Origin of the sequence: Streptomyces sp. NPDC051207 (genome assembly GCF_040682395.1) — a bacterium.
GTDB lineage: Bacteria > Actinomycetota > Actinomycetes > Streptomycetales > Streptomycetaceae > Streptomyces.
The window spans coordinates 1-13,648 of the sequence record NZ_JBFBAX010000036.1; the positions used below are offsets into that span (position 1 = coordinate 1).

The window sequence follows — 13,648 nt, forward strand, 5'->3', positions numbered from 1 at the left end:
TTGTCGCTCAGGACCTTGTCGAGGTCGGCCTTCGGGATCTTCGCGAAGGCGTCGTTGGTCGGCGCGAACACGGTGATGTTCTGGGCGTTGTTGAGGGTGTCGACCAGACCGGCCTTCTTCACCGCGGTCACCAGCGTGGACAGGGCCGGGTTGTTGGAAGCGGCGGTGGCCACGGGGTCCTTGGCCATGCCGTCGAAGGAACCGGCACCGTCGTTGGGCACCGAGGCGCAGGCGGGGCCGAACGGCTCGTCCGTCGTTGAGGTGCCGGAGTCGGTCATGGCGTCGTCGGAGGGGGGAGCGGACGCCGACGTCTTGGTGTCGCTGTCGGACTTCGCGGAGCCGTTGCTGTCGTCGGAGCAGGCGCTCAGCGCGAGGGGGAGGACGGCTGCGGCTGCGACGGTGGCGGCGATGCGGCGGATGCGGCGGATGCGGGAGTTCACTGGTTTCTCCTGTGAGTATTGCGGCGATTGCCGTTTGTGATGGGTGAGAAAAGGGACAAGTGGTCTGTGGTTACTCGACGGTCACCACGACGGAGTGCCAGCCGCTGGCGCCGTCGGGGACGGTGCGGGTGCGTTTGTCGGTCTGCACCTGGCCGGTGCGGTCGGTGGCGCGGACGGTGAGGGTGTGTCCGCCTTTGGTGGCTCGCCAGGGGAAGGACCACTGGCGCCAGGTGTCCTGGGTGTCTTCGGCGGCCAGGGTGGTTTCCTGCCAGGGGCCGTCGTCGACGCGGATCTCGACTTTGTCGATGCCTCGGGTCTGGGCCCAGGCGACGCCGGCCACCATCACGGTTCCGGCCTTCGGGCGGGCGAACGGCTTGGGGGTGTCGATCCTGGACTGGGTCTTGATGGGAGCTTCGCGGGCCCAGTCGCGCTTGACCCAGTAGGCGTCGTAGGCGTCGAAGGTGGTCAGCTCGATGTCCTTGATCCATTTGCAGGCGGAGACGTAGCCGTACAGGCCGGGGACCAGCATGCGGACGGGGAATCCGTGGTCGAAGGGCAGGGGTTCGCCGTTCATGCCGACGGCGAGCATCGCGTCCCGGCCGTCCATGACGTCCTCGACCGGGGTGCCGAGGGTCATGCCGTCCACCGAGCGGGCGACGAGCTGGTCGGCTCGCCCTCCCTTTGACGGTGGTGTGACGCCGGACTCGGCCAGGAGGTCGGCCAGCCGGACGCCGATCCAGCGGGCGTTGCCGACATACGGGCCGCCGACCTCGTTGGACACGCAGGTGAGGGTGATGTCCCGTTCGATCAGCTCGCGTTTCAGCAGGTCGGCGAAGGACAGTGTGAGGGGGCGGCGAACGCCGGTGCCGTGGATGCGCAGCCGCCACGCCGTGGCGTCGACCTTGGGCACCACCAGGGCGGTGTCCACCCGGTAGAAGTCCCTGTTGGGGGTGATGAACGGGCTGACACCCGCCACCCGAAGCCGGGCTCCCTTCGGTACCGCCGCAGCCGGTGAATCCGGAGCCGGCAGGACGACGCCCTCACGGGAAGCGGCCGCTTGCCTGCCGCTGGAGGTGCCCAGAGCCCGGCCCAGTACGCCTGCTCCCGCTGAGGCGGCAGCAGCGGCAGTTGCCGCGATCACGAAGCCACGCCGGTCCCAGCCCTCGCTTTCCGGCTTGTCCGGATGCTCGGGCGAGCCGTCCGGTGCCGGGCGCGATGCCAAAAGCCGGCCGACGAGGACATACAGGAGCGCGGCGCCGGCCACTGCCCCCACCAGGGAAGGCAGGGCGTCGGTGAAGCCTGCGGAGTCGGGGCGGTTCAGGGCTGCCGCCGTTCCGACGGCTCCGAAGACCAGAACGCCGGCGGCACCGAGACGCCGGTGACGCAGGGCCAGGGCACCGAGAGCCAGTGCGAACACTGCCAGAACGGCGAGGATGCCGGCCTGGAGGATCAGTTTGTCGTTGGTGCCGAAGTTGCGGATCGCCCAGTCCTTCACCGCCGCCGGCGTGCGGTCGATGGCGGCGCCACCGACCGCGACGACCGGACCGGCCTGCGGGCGTATCCCTGCCGCCACCAGTTGGGCGACGGCGAGCGCGGCGAAACCGGCCAGGAGGCCGCTCAGCGCACCCAGCGCGAGACGCAGCCAACCAACCGTATTCCGCGGTTTCTTCTTTTCGTCGCTCACGGGGGTAATCCGGGGCTGTCCGGCGGCCGGATTGGCCCGGAACCCCATCGGATTGAATTTTTTTCCGGGCCAATCCGCGGCGGCCGCAGCTACGGATAATGCGTCGTGCCGGTCAGCTGCGACCCTTCTTCCAGCCGTTGTCGCTGATGTTGGCGCAGGTGTTGCCGAAGGCGGGGTTGAGCAGGCCGATGACGTTGACCGTGTTGCCGCAGGCGTTCACGGGGATCTGGACCGGCACCTGGATGACGTTGCCGGAGGCGACGCCGGGGGAACCGACGGCGGCGCCCTGGGCACCGCTGTCCGCCGACGCGGCCGCGGCAGCGCCCAGCACCATCGCACCGGCAGCGGCCACGAGGCCGGCATTCCTGATCACGCGAGTCTTCATGAAATCTCCCTGTGTCGTGTCCCGGGCGAACGACGGTCCGCCCTGTCCGCCGCATCTCGCGGCGGGCACGGGTAATCCGCTCTGCGGCGAAACCCGGATTGCCGGACGGCACGCCATCCGCTCAAAGGGAGCAAAGGAAATCGGACACCTCATCGACACATGAGAGGGCGTGCGAATCGTGCCTCCAGGCGCCGCAGCAACCGCTGGCCGCCGAGGGGCGTCCACAGCGCACGGGACGGGCGGCTGACCGCGGTTGTGAAGTCGGGTACGGCCGTCTGAACCGGGCGCCGACGGGCGCGCGACATCGCCGTCGTGCGCCTCGCACATGCCGCTTGGTGGTGCCCGCCGCGTCCGGCGGGCGCGGCGGGCAGAGGCCGGAGGCGGCACCAATCCGCTTCGCGTCCTGCCTCGGATCACCCGTGCCGACGTTGATCGGCACGCGTGATACCGAGAGGGGACAACCGCTGTGGCACGCAGACGAGTGGCCGTGGTGGGCGGCGGAGTAGCCGGGCTCACCGCCGCCCACGTGCTGGGGCAAGCCTGTGACGTAGTGCTCTTTGAGGCCGATGACCGCCTGGGAGGGCATGCGCACACCCATGAGCTGGCCCAGGAGGGCTGGACGGTCTGCGTGGATTCCGGCTTCATCGTGCACAACGAGCGGACCTACCCGTACCTGCTGCGTCTGTTCGCCGAGCTTGGGGTGACCACCCAGGACGCCGAGATGAGCATGTCGGTGCGGTGCGAAGGCTGCGGCCTGGAGTACGCCGGGGCGCGTGGGCCGTCGGGACTGTTCCCGGGGCGTGCCGCTCTGCGAGGCCGCTACCTGCAGATGCTGGCGCAGGTGCCGAGATTCCACCGGGCCGCCCGGCGTCTGCTCGCCGCCGCGGACCAGGCCGACGCCGGCTCCGGTCCCACGCTGGGCGCGTTCCTGGCCGATGGCGGCTTCTCCGCGTACTTCGTGTCGCACTTCGCCGTGCCGCTGGTGTCCGCGGTCTGGTCTTGTCCGCCCGAGACCGCGATGCGTTACCCGGCCCGCTACCTGTTCCGGTTTCTGGCGCATCACGGGCTGCTGTCGGTCGCCGGGTCGCCGCAGTGGAAGACGGTCACCGGCGGCTCGGCGCAGTACGTTCAGCGGATCGCCAAGCGGCTGTCGTCGGTGCGCGCGGGCACACCGGTGCGCACCGTGGAACGCTTCGCGGACCGGGCGAGGGTGGTCACCGAGGACGGCGAGAGCGAGGAGTTCGCGGCCGTGGTGGTCGCGGTCCATCCCGATCAGGCGCTGCGTCTGCTGGCCGAGCCCACCGCGCTGGAGCGGCGTGTGCTGGGGGCTTTCCGTTACAGCCGCAATCCCACCGTGCTGCACACCGACACCGCCGTGCTGCCGCGCTCGGCCCGGGCGCGGGCGTCGTGGAACTATCTCCTGCCCTCCTGCACGTCCCCCGCCGACGCGGTGCACGTCAGCTACGACATGAGCCGTCTGCAGCAGCTGCGCGCCGATGAGACGTTCGTCGTGACGCTGAACGCCGCGGGTCGGGTGCCTGAGGACAGGGTGCTGGCGCGCATGGTCTACGAGCACCCCGTCTACACGCCCGAGTCGCTCGCGGCACAGCAGGAGCTGCACCGGCTCAACACGCAGGTGTGCGCGTTCGCGGGCGCCTACCACGGGTGGGGGTTCCACGAGGACGGCTGCCGGTCCGGCGCCCAGGCAGCAGCGGCGCTGGGCGTGCGGTGGTGAGGGCGCTGCGTCCGGCGACGCGCCCCGACCTGCCCGCCCTGTACGACTGCGTGGTCACCCATACCCGCACCACACCACTGCGCAGTTCCTTCCGGCACCGCACGCACCTGTGGCTGGTCGACGTCGACCATTTGCCGCGGCTCCCGTGCCTGCTCAGGCCGTTGGCCGGGTTCCATGCGCGTGACCACTTCACCGCCACGGCCCGTTCGATCCGCGCAGGCGTGGACGGCTACCTCGCCGGGCAGGGCGTGGACCTGCGCGGCGGGCGCGTGGTCATGCTCGCTCACGCCCGCGTCCTGGGGCACGTCTTCAACCCGTTGACGCTGTTCTGGTGCCATGACCGGAGGGGCGCGCTGGTGTGTGTGATCGCGGAGGTTCACAACACCTACGGCCAGCGCCACTGCTACCTGCTGCGCCCCGACGCCGACGGGACGGCCGAGGTGGTCAAGGACTTCTACGTCTCCCCGTTCTTTCCGGTGGACGGCGGCTACCGGATGCGGCTGCCGCTGCCTGCCCAAGAGCTGAACGTCATGGTGCAGCTGCGGCGCGGCGGTCTGCGGCCGTTCACCGCGACCGTCCGCGGCCGTCACCGGCCGGCGACCGCCTGGAATCTGATCCGCTCCTCACTGCGCCACCCCTGGTCGACCGCGGCGGTCTCCGCCGCGATCCGCCGCCGCGGCATCGTCCTGTGGCTGCGCAGGCTGCCGGTTTACCCCCGCCCCGTTGATCGCACGCACGAAGGCAGAACGTGACACCCACTCCCCTTTCCGGCACCCGCATCGGCAGCTCGCACGGTCCCGTCCTCCCCGGTCCGCGGACGCCTTCCTCCGGCCCGCCGCTGCCGGAGCCGGCCGCCGAAGCGCCCGCACGGGTCGACGCCGCACGCTGGCCGGACGTCGCCCGCGTACCCGCCCGGTCCCGGATACGAGGAGGCACGGCCCGCCTCCTTCTCACCCGCGCACTGGGCTCGCTGCCCATCAGGACACGTCTGGGCGACGGCCCCGCGCGCGGCGCCGGCCCGGACCTGACCGTGCACGACCCGGACGCGTTCTTCCGCCGGGTGGGCGCGCACGGCCTGATCGGCTTCGGCGAGTCCTACATGGCCGGCGAGTGGGACAGTGACGACCTGGTCGGCGTGCTGACGGTGCTCGCCTCCCACGTCGACGACCTGGTGCCCGCACCGCTGCGGCGCCTGCGGCACCTGTGGACCGGCCCACGGCCGACGGAACATCACAACACCGAGGACGGGGCGCGCGAGAACATCCACCGCCACTACGACCTCTCCAACGAGCTGTTCGCCCTGTTCCTGGACGAGACGCTGTCGTACTCCTCCGCAGTCTTCGCGGCCTTCCCCGCCCACCGGCGGACCCTGCCCGCGGCACAGCACAGGAAGATCGACCGCCTGCTCGACCTCGCCGGCGTGGGCACCGGCACGCGCCTGCTGGAAATCGGCACCGGTTGGGGGGAACTCGCGCTGCGGGCTGCCGCACGCGGCGCGAGCGTCGTGACCATCACCCTCTCCGCCGAGCAGCAAGACCTTGCCCGCCGACGCGTCGCCCGGGCGGGCCTGGCGGACCGGGTGACGGTGGAGCTGCGCGACTACCGGCAGGTGACCGGCACCTACGACGCCGTGGTCAGCGTCGAAATGATCGAGGCCGTCGGCGCGGAGTACTGGCCGGTGTACTTCGGCACGCTCCGCAGGGTGCTCGCCCCGGGCGGCCGGATCGCCCTGCAGGCCATCACCATGGCGCATGAGCGGATGCTGAACACCGCTCGCACCCACACCTTCATCAGCAAGTACATCTTCCCCGGCGGGCTCATCCCCTCCCCTGAGGCCATCGAGGAGCACGCCACCGCGGCCGGGCTGCACGTGAGCGCCGACCAGGGATTCGGCGAGCACTACGCCGAGACGCTGCGGCTGTGGCGCGAACGCTTCCTCAGCGAAAGCCGGCAGGTGGCGCAGCTGGGCTTCGACACCACCTTCCGCCGCATGTGGGAGCTGTACCTGGCCTACTGCGAAGCGGGCTTCCGCTCCCGCTACCTCGACGTCCGTCAGATCGCCCTGACCAGTGGTGGGGCACTGGCCGGGCCGGCGCGGCAGACCGACCGGACCGGTTCCCCCGACCAGGAGAGCATGCGATGACCACCGTGGCAGTCCAGCTGACCGACCTGCTCCGCCCCTACTTCCCCGGGCCGCTGCCGGTACGGCTGCGGGCCTGGGACGGCAGCGAGGCCGGCCCCGCCGACGCCCCGCTCGTCATCCTGCGCGCACCCGCCGTGCTGCGCCGGCTGCTGTGGCAGCCCGGCGAGCTGGGGCTCGCGGAGGCGTACATCGCCGGCGAACTCGACGTCGAGGGCGACCTCGCGGAGGGCCTGAGCAGCGTGTGGCGCTCGATCCGCTCCCACGGAGCGGCCCGGCTCACGACCGCGGGACTGGCCCGGGCCGCCCTGACCGCTCTGCGCCTGGGCGCCGCCGGACCGCGCCCGCCGGCCCCCGGCGCGCCGCGCGCCCGGCTGCGCGGCACACTGCACAGCCCGGCCAGGGACCGCGCCGCGATCAGCCACCACTACGACCTGTCCAACGACTTCTACGCCCTGCTGCTGAACGAGTCGATGGCCTACTCCTGCGGCTACTGGACCCGGCGCGACGACCCCGGCTACGGCTTGGAAGACGCCCAGCGCGACAAACTCGCCCTGATCTGCCGCAAGTTGGGGCTGGAACCCGGCATGCGGCTGCTCGACATCGGCTGCGGCTGGGGATCGCTCAGCCTGTATGCCGCACGGAAACACGGCGTGAAAGTCACCGCTGTCACCCTCTCGCGGCAGCAGCGGGACTTCGTGACCGCCCGCGCCGAAAAGGAGGGCCTCGCCGACGCGGTCGAGGTGCAGTTGCGTCACTACCGCGACATCGACGAAGGCGGCTACGACGCGGTCGCCACCATCGAGATGGGCGAACACGTCGGCGACGCCGAGTACCCGGCCTTCGCCGCGCTGCTGCACGACGTGCTGCGTCCCCGGGGGCGGGCTCTGGTGCAGCAGATGTCACGTGCCACCCGCGCGCCCGGCGGCGGCGCGTTCATCGAGACGTACATCGCGCCCGACATGCACATGCGTCCCCTGGGCGCCACCGTCGGCCTGCTGGAGGAAGCCGGACTCGAAGTGCGCGACGTCGAGGCCCTGCGCGAGCACTACGCGCACACCATCGCCGCCTGGCACCGCCGTCTTCAGTCCCGGTGGGACGACGTCGTCGCCCTGGTGGGGGAGCCGACCGCCCGGGTGTGGCGCCTGTATCTGGCGGGCAGCGGCCTGGCCTTCACCGAGCGCCGCATGGGCGTCGACCAGATCCTCGCCGTCCGGCCGACCGGGGAGGGCGCCTCCGGGATGCCGGCCGTGCTACCGCGCGCAGACGTCAGCGGCGGCGGACGGTGAGCGCTGTCGACTGGCCGGCCCTGGCACTGAACGCCGCGGTCTGCGCGGGCGCCATCCTTGCGGTCATGCTCGTGACGTTCGCCGTCGCCCTGCGCAAGGGGGTGCACCGGATCGCCGACGTCGCGTGGGGCCTGGCGTTCACCGCCATCGCCGCCGTCACGTACGTCCTGTCCGCCGGTGAGGGCGATCCGGGTCGGCGGACGCTGGTCACTGTGGCGACCTGTCTGTGGGGGTGGCGGCTGGCCGCCCACATCGCCTGGCGCGGCCGCGGACACGGCGAGGACGCCCGCTACGCCCGCATGCTCGACAAGGCCCCCGGCAGCCGGAACCGGTACGCCCTGCGGGTGGTGTACCTCCTGCAGGGAAGCCTGGTGTGGCTCATCTCGCTGCCGGTGCAGGCCGCGCAGTACACACCCGCCCCGCTCGGGCCCTTGGCTGTGGCAGGTGCGGTGCTGTGGGCGGCCGGCCTCACCTTCGAGACCGTCGGAGACCATCAGCTCGCCCGCTTCACAGCCGACCCCGCCAACCGGGGCCGGATCATGGACCGGGGCCTGTGGGCCTGGACCCGCCACCCCAACTACTTCGGCGAGGCGCTGGTGTGGTGGGGTCTGTACCTGATGGCCTGCGGCACCTGGCAGAGCGCGGCACTCGCCGTGATCTCACCGCTGACGATGACCCTGCTGCTCACCCGGGGCAGCGGTAAACGCCTGTTGGAGGAACACATGGCCCAGCGGCCCGGATACGCCGCCTACCAGGCCCGCACCAGCGGCTTCCTGCCGCGCCCACCCCGCCGTCCGCGTCCCTCGGGCCCCGTCGCGTGAACACCGGCAACGGCAGCCGGGCGCACGGGAGCCCCCTGCAGGTACGGACCGCTCCGGCCGACCCGTCGGCCGCCGTCCTGCTCCTGCACGGCGGCCGTGCCGACGCGCTCACCGCGCCGGCACGGCTGAACCTGCCCGCTTGGCGGATGCTGCCCTTCGCCCGCGCCATCACCCGCCGCGTCCTTCCCGGAAAGCTCCTCGTGGCCGACGTCCGCTACCGCCATCGAGGCTGGAACGGTGCCCGCGCGGATGCCGCACGCGACGCCCGGCAGGCCCTGGGCGAACTCACCAGCCTGCATCCAGCGGTGCCCGTTGTTCTGGTGGGACACTCCATGGGCGGCAGGGCAGCCCTCCGCGCCGCCGACCACCCGCAGGTACGGGGAGTGGTCGGCCTGGCACCCTGGTGCCCGCCCGGGGAACCGGTCGCCCACCTCGCGGGCCGGCAGGTCATCTTCCTGCACGACGAGAACGACACCGTCACCGACGCACACGGCTCATGGGACTTCCTCCGGCGCGCCCACCGCTCCGGCGCCATGACCTGCGGCGTCGCCATGCCCCAGGGCCGACACGCGATGCTGGGCGGCTCTGCCGCCTGGCACCGGATCACCGCCGCCGCTGTCGAGGGAATCCTGCAGCCGCACCTCATGCCGCACGCAGTGGCGGCTGCTCAAGCCGGTCCGGTCGGCAGCGTCGTACCAGCCCGCGACGTCACCCCCGCATGAGCTGACAGGCTGCATCTGCCGGATCCCGAAAGCAGTCTGCCGCAGTTCGGAAACCAGGCCGCGAGCGGTACGTGCGGTGTTGTAAGGCAGCAGCGGCGTCGCAAAAGCGGCTCGAACGGGAGCGACCGTGGCACCGGCTCCCGCGGTGCGCTTCGCACGGTCAACGGCACCACGCCTGCCATGCGGTGTCCACGGTGGTGTGCCAGTGAGCCCGGGCATCGGCAGTCACTCGGGTACGGAGCGACTCCGGGGCCAGCAGGTGGAGGGTGTGGGGGTGCGCCGGCCACGGCGCCGGCAGGGCGGCGCCATCGGCGGGGATGTGAAGGTCTCGCAGGTCCAACACGATGACCGCTGCCCCGGCGCATCGGTCGGTCAGCTGGTCGCGCAGGACATCGGTGGTACGAGCGGTCAGGTGGCCCGAGACCGCGCACCACAGGTGGGTGCCCGTCCGCGCCAGGGGGCGAATGCGGAAGATCGCCGACATGATCCTCTCACCGTGTCCGGGCGTGTGCGGTCATACCGGCAGGGTCACCACGGCGAGAGGGGCTGAGGTGGGACGGGCTGATCCTCCGACGGGCTCGACGGTGATGCCCACAGCTGAGGCCGAACGGGCCGGGCCTGACAGGACGACGGCCTGATGGGCGCGGTCGGCGTCCATCACGCCTGCCGGCCGCATGGTGCCGCCCTGGTCGTACCACAGCTGGTAGACCTTGCCTGTCGGTGGCGTGGCCAGGTCGGACGCCACCAGGACGGCCTTGTCCCGTGTGCGGGAGACGACGACGGTGGCGCCGGCGCCGTCGTCCAACGGGACACGGCGTGAGACGGCGTCGGGGGCGCCCAGGACAGCGATCAGCTCGTCCGTCTGCCGGCGGGCCTGCTGTTCCTGTGCGGCGGTGTTCTCGGCCCGGTCGTGTTCCCGGACGGCGATGCCGCCCAGGCCGGCGGCTGCTGCCAGGCAGGCGGCGAGCATCAGACGGGGAAGCCGTCGGCGCAGCGTGGCAGCCGATGGTGTCCGCGGGACGTAGGGGGCCGCCTGCCGGACCGTGGTCACGCGGTGCAGAACCTGGTGTTTCATGGCGGGGCGGGGTGTGACGGCGGCGGCCGCCGCGAGTTTCGCGGCGGTGGCAGTGAATTCTGTGACCTCGTCGGCGCAGGTCCCGCACGCGCTCAGGTGCCGCTCGAACAGCGCGCGCTCCTCGTAGGACAGTGCGTGCAGGGTGTAGGCGCCGGTGAGGGTGTGCAGATCCGTGTCGGTGGTCATGCGCTCACTCCCACCGGATCGTGGCGATGCATACAGGTTCTTTCACCAACATCCGTCCCTGTGCTGGTTCGCACCTGCACCGTTGTCCGTGTGTCTGCGGGCTACCGGAGCCGGGCCCGTCGGTCGCTGTGCTGGGAGCCGAAGGCCCGACCTGCGTCTGCCGGAGTGACAGGGCAAAGCCGCCCGAGTGCCATCCGGAGTGTCCGGGACGGCTGCATCCGGTGCGGGCCGTCGTTGTCTGTGACAAAAGGAATTCGGCTCTGGAAGGCCGGCGGATTGGTCGGTCCGGCAACGAAGTGCGGCTCGTGAGTTGCCGGAAGAAGGCCGGCGGGTCGCAGGTCGCCCGTTTCGGCGGCGTACCCGCCGTGTCGACGCGGCCGGCCGGGCGGGCCTCCTGGTGGGCGGCGGCGAGGCCCTGACTCGCTGAGGCAGCCGAGCGCCGGCGCCGATCGGGGCGGCCCGCGCGCAGCTCCGTCCGCGCCGGTGACGCCGGACCTTGACCTGTCGCAGCAGAGGTCGAGCGTTCTCATCGGAGGTGGAGCGCAGAGACCGCGCGAGGCGGGACGGGCGGAACCGTGTGGCGTCCTGCGCCGCCCTGGGTGTCTGCCGCGCGCCGGCCGGCGCCGCCCCGCCTCCGGGGCAGCCGCGAGTTGTTCAGGGTGAGGGAGCAGGTACTGAACAACCGGGCGGGTGCTGGAATCGATGCGGCGGGGCACCGGCCGGCCGGCTCGGATCCGAGCACCCAGCGTGTCCGGGCCGGGCGGCGCAGGACCTCCCCGCCGTACCGTTTCCGACCGACCGAAGGGCGATTGACGTGAACCGTATCCGCCGACTGACAGCCGCCACCCCGGCGACCACCGCCGGTACGCGCCGGCGGGCCGCGACGACTGCCGTGACGCTGACCATGGCGGGCACACTCGGGTTCGGCGTGATGACGCCGGCGGCGTCTGCCGCCAACGGGCCCTGCTACGACGGGCGGTGCACGACCACCGTGTCGGCGCCCAAGACCATCAAGGTCGACAGCCGCAAGTTCGGGTTCGGGAAGTTGAAGATCACGAGCATCAGCTCCCGATCCGTGAGGATGTCGGCCGCCGACGGGCGCCTCAGCGGCAGCACCAGCCCGGGCGGTACCGTCCAGTTCAACAACCTGAAGGTCTGGGTGAAGTCGGTCTCCGGCAGCAAGGCCAAGCTCCAACTGTTCCCGACGCGGTACTGAACGCGGTACTGAGCCTGTCGTTGGACCCCGGCGCGTTTGTCCCGCGCCGGGGTTCGCCGTTGCCCGGACGGCAGGCGTGGCCGTCCTCGGCGGTCGGTCACCTCGACCTGTTCGACGTCGAGGCGATCACTGCCGGCCCACGACGTGCAACGGGAGCGCTGCACGTCGTGGCCTGGGCCGGCGCCACGGCGAGCCGGCCCAGGCGCACCGACCCCGGGGGGAGCCGGGGCCTCGACGACTACTTCACGCGGGACTACGCCCGCAACATCGGTGCCGAGATCATGGGCCGCAACACGTTCGGGCCGCAACGCGGGCCCTGGCAGGACCGTGACTGGCGCGGCTGGTGGGGAGACGAGCCCCCGTTCCACACGCCGGTGTTCGTCATGACCCACCACCGGCGTCCTTCACCCTGCACGTGGCGGTCTCGCCGGTGAGGGTCGGGTCCGGGCTACGGCTCTGGGAGTCACCCGAGGAGCTGCTCGACCGGTTCCACCTCGAGGTCGTGCCCAGCCCGAGCGGTGTGACGCACCACCTGTTCTGGCGAAAGTGACACGCCGGCCGCTCGTCGTCCCGGCGGCAGAGCGGGAGAGGAGCCGGCACCCCGCCGGTGCAGGTCACACCAGCGGGGCCGACATCACGAGCGCGCCCACGTCGGAAGCGAAAGAGGGAACCGAACCCGCACGCCGTGGACCGTGTCAGTAGGTCAGGCGCAGCAGTTCGCCGGAGGTGCCTCGCCCGTTGTTGACGATGAACACCTGGCCTTCCCGGTTGACGTCGAGGCCCGTGCCCATGATCAGCCTGTCGCCGGTCGGGATCTCGGTGACCGCCTTGGTGTCGGCGTCTATCTTCAGCACCTTGCTCGGCTGCGGCGGGTCCTCGAGGTAGCCCGGGGTGTACGTCAGAGCGATCAGGTCGCCGTTGGGGGCGACGGCGAGGTCCACCACGTTGGTCAGGCCGGTGACCCAGGGCTCGAGGCCGTTGGGGCCGACCTTGTAGATCCGCGACTGGCCGGCGTACACGCCGAGGCCGGCGACGTAGATCGTGCCGTCGGTACCCCGGGCGATACCGGTGGGCACCCCATCGCGGTCGTTCTCGATCGTCGGCATCACGAACGCGGTGGACGTGGTGCCGTTCTCCGTGCGGAGCACGGTGTTGGCGCCCGCGTCGGTGGCCAGGTAGCTGCCGCCGGTGCGCAGGACCTTCCACGGGTTGGAGTACGGGTCGCGGCCATCGGGGTTCAGCCGCGTCTCGTGGTCGACGTAATCCGCGACGACCGAGCCGTCACGGGTACGCATCAGCGTCCCCAGCGTTTTGGCGTCCGGGCCGAGCGCGGCGCGGCCGTTGCTGTCGAAGCCGCCCATGTTCAGAACGAGGTAACCGCCGTTCGGGTCGGGCAGGACACTCGCCGGGCCGACGGCCTGGACCGGTTTCCCGGGCTCGGCGCCCGGGCCGAGGGACGGCAGACCGGTGACGACGCGGCCCTGCCACGAGCCCTTGATCTTGTAGACGGAGCCGGTCTTGCCCACGCACACCTGGCCGACAGGGCAGCCCGGCAGGCCTTCACCCGACTCGGCCACGAGCAGGCTGCCGTCTCCCAGTGCGGTGACGTCGCGGGGGTTCTTCAGTCCGGAGGCGACGACCTTGATGGTCGTCTCGGTAAGGGCCTTGGGCTTGGCCGGCGCGGCGCCGGCGGGCCCGGCGGTGGCCAGGGGTGCGGCGATGACACATGCCGATACCGCAAGCATGCATCTGGTGAAGCTTCTGCGTGATTTCGACATTCCTCCAGCGCTCCTTTTCCCTTGCGCGCTCCGCAATTCAAGAAAGCGGACGACAAAACGCGGTGTCACATTAAAGGAGTACAGAGCGCACGGCTATGCTGGTCGAGTTCCGCTGCCGTCCCTCTCTAGCGGCTCTCCAGAAAGACTCGATGCGCCGCCAGGATTGGAAACAAATTC

The 13,648-nt window shown here is 71.2% G+C and carries 13 protein-coding genes and 1 pseudogene; 8 read left to right on the top strand and 6 right to left on the bottom strand.

Features of this window, described 5'->3' with window-relative positions:
* The 3 genes from AB0M97_RS26740 to AB0M97_RS26750 all read right to left on the bottom strand — a co-directional run.
* Positions 1 to 440, bottom strand: a 440-nt coding sequence (locus AB0M97_RS26740) for a fasciclin domain-containing protein (RefSeq protein WP_365963531.1), incomplete at its 3' end; no start/stop codon positions are given.
* A gap of 70 nt (positions 441 to 510) precedes the next feature.
* Positions 511 to 2,172 carry a molybdopterin-dependent oxidoreductase gene (locus AB0M97_RS26745; RefSeq protein WP_365963532.1) on the bottom strand — a complete coding sequence of 554 codons (1,662 nt, stop codon included), beginning with the start codon at positions 2,170 to 2,172 and terminating at the stop codon, positions 511 to 513.
* 64 nt (positions 2,173 to 2,236) lie between these two features.
* Positions 2,237 to 2,509 carry a chaplin gene (locus AB0M97_RS26750; protein WP_365963533.1) on the bottom strand — a complete coding sequence of 91 codons (273 nt, stop codon included), beginning with the start codon at positions 2,507 to 2,509 and terminating at the stop codon, positions 2,237 to 2,239.
* Between the two features lie 466 nt (positions 2,510 to 2,975).
* On the opposite strand from AB0M97_RS26750, the gene AB0M97_RS26755 reads away from it, so the two are divergent.
* The 6 genes from AB0M97_RS26755 to AB0M97_RS26780 all read left to right on the top strand — a co-directional run bounded on the left by AB0M97_RS26755 (position 2,976) and on the right by AB0M97_RS26780 (position 9,216).
* Complete coding sequence (locus AB0M97_RS26755; RefSeq protein ID WP_365963534.1) at positions 2,976 to 4,244, top strand: FAD-dependent oxidoreductase; 1,269 nt, start codon at positions 2,976 to 2,978, stop codon at positions 4,242 to 4,244.
* Entirely contained in the window at positions 4,241 to 4,996 is a 756-nt protein-coding gene (locus AB0M97_RS26760) for a DUF1365 domain-containing protein (RefSeq protein ID WP_365963535.1), read from the top strand. The genes AB0M97_RS26755 and AB0M97_RS26760 overlap by 4 nt, the downstream gene beginning before the upstream one ends.
* Before the next feature lie 86 nt (positions 4,997 to 5,082).
* The gene (locus AB0M97_RS26765; protein ID WP_365963574.1) at positions 5,083 to 6,387 is read left to right on the top strand and encodes a cyclopropane-fatty-acyl-phospholipid synthase family protein; all 1,305 of its coding nucleotides are present in this window, start codon (positions 5,083 to 5,085) and stop codon (positions 6,385 to 6,387) included.
* Positions 6,384 to 7,673, top strand: coding sequence for a cyclopropane-fatty-acyl-phospholipid synthase family protein (locus tag AB0M97_RS26770; protein ID WP_365963536.1), 1,290 nt, complete (start codon positions 6,384 to 6,386; stop codon positions 7,671 to 7,673). The genes AB0M97_RS26765 and AB0M97_RS26770 overlap by 4 nt, the downstream gene beginning before the upstream one ends.
* Entirely contained in the window at positions 7,670 to 8,494 is an 825-nt protein-coding gene (locus AB0M97_RS26775; protein WP_365963537.1) for a DUF1295 domain-containing protein, read from the top strand. Before AB0M97_RS26770 ends, AB0M97_RS26775 begins: the two co-directional genes overlap by 4 nt.
* A gap of 35 nt (positions 8,495 to 8,529) precedes the next feature.
* Positions 8,530 to 9,216 (top strand): alpha/beta fold hydrolase, encoded by a 687-nt coding sequence (locus tag AB0M97_RS26780; RefSeq protein ID WP_365963575.1) that lies wholly within the window; start codon positions 8,530 to 8,532, stop codon positions 9,214 to 9,216.
* A gap of 160 nt (positions 9,217 to 9,376) precedes the next feature.
* Here the strand turns inward: AB0M97_RS26780 and AB0M97_RS26785 are convergent, their stop codons facing one another.
* Positions 9,377 to 9,700 carry a hypothetical protein gene (locus AB0M97_RS26785; RefSeq protein WP_365963538.1) on the bottom strand — a complete coding sequence of 108 codons (324 nt, stop codon included), beginning with the start codon at positions 9,698 to 9,700 and terminating at the stop codon, positions 9,377 to 9,379.
* Between the two features lie 30 nt (positions 9,701 to 9,730).
* Positions 9,731 to 10,477 carry an anti-sigma factor gene (locus AB0M97_RS26790; protein WP_365963539.1) on the bottom strand — a complete coding sequence of 249 codons (747 nt, stop codon included), beginning with the start codon at positions 10,475 to 10,477 and terminating at the stop codon, positions 9,731 to 9,733.
* Positions 10,478 to 11,291: 814 nt separating this feature from the next.
* On the opposite strand from AB0M97_RS26790, the gene AB0M97_RS26795 reads away from it, so the two are divergent.
* Both AB0M97_RS26795 and AB0M97_RS26800 read left to right on the top strand, forming a co-directional pair.
* Positions 11,292 to 11,693: a hypothetical protein gene (locus AB0M97_RS26795; protein ID WP_365963540.1), complete on the top strand. Its 402-nt coding sequence runs from the start codon at positions 11,292 to 11,294 to the stop codon at positions 11,691 to 11,693.
* 170 nt (positions 11,694 to 11,863) lie between these two features.
* Positions 11,864 to 12,243, top strand: a pseudogene (locus AB0M97_RS26800) (deaminase); the annotation flags it as partial.
* A 145-nt stretch (positions 12,244 to 12,388) separates the two neighbouring features.
* Here AB0M97_RS26800 and AB0M97_RS26805 read toward each other — a convergent pair.
* Complete coding sequence (locus AB0M97_RS26805; protein ID WP_365963541.1) at positions 12,389 to 13,438, bottom strand: ScyD/ScyE family protein; 1,050 nt, start codon at positions 13,436 to 13,438, stop codon at positions 12,389 to 12,391.
* Positions 13,439 to 13,648: the final 210 nt, after the last annotated feature.